The organism is Bradyrhizobium sp. 33ap4 (assembly GCF_032654765.1).
Taxonomy (GTDB): domain Bacteria; phylum Pseudomonadota; class Alphaproteobacteria; order Rhizobiales; family Xanthobacteraceae; genus Bradyrhizobium; species Bradyrhizobium australafricanum.
The window spans coordinates 1-653 of the sequence record NZ_JAUMTJ010000227.1; the positions used below are offsets into that span (position 1 = coordinate 1).

At 59.4% G+C, this 653-nt stretch carries 1 pseudogene; it reads left to right on the forward strand.

Features of this window, described 5'->3' with window-relative positions:
* Positions 1 to 308: 308 nt before the first annotated feature.
* Positions 309 to 653 (forward strand): annotated as a pseudogene (locus Q2M23_RS43755) (group II intron reverse transcriptase/maturase); the annotation flags it as partial.

Below are 653 nucleotides of genomic sequence, written 5' to 3' on the forward strand. Positions count from 1 at the left end.
GCGGGCCGCGACAACGCGAGCGGTCAGAGGTGCTCCCGGGGTTCGTACCGCCAGCATGCAATCAAAGGAAGCAGCGTGAACAAGGGAGATCCATCCGGTTCAAGCGCAAGCTTTGTAAGACCTGCCAAGCCGCTGAGGTGAGAAGGGTCTGACGACCGGGTGGAAGTCAGACTGACCGATAGTACTCCGAGGACGGGAGAGCCGGCCACATGGGGAAGCGGTCAGCGGTAGTTGGATTGTTCTTGGGCGACATGGGCTCCATTCAACGGGAGTCACGGCCTTCTATTCTAAGAGAAGATCAGCTGACCATGGAAACGAAACTTGAACAAATAGCAGTGAAAGCTCGACGCGAGCCAAATCTTCGCTTCACCTCGTTGGCCCATCACATCACGCGCGACCGAGTGCAAAAGAATCTATTACAGATTCCGAAGCGCTCCGCCGCCGGGGTGGACGGACAGACGGTGGAGGCGGCGAAGGAGAGCTTCGAGGACTGGATGGGGCCAATGCTCCAATCCATCCATCGCCAGGGATATCGGGCGCCGAACATTCGGCGGGTCTATATCCCCAAGCCCGGTAAGACGGAGAAGCGCCCCCTCGGGGTTCCAACTGTCTCCGACCGGGCGCTCCAGCGCAGCACGGCTGAGGTATTGTCC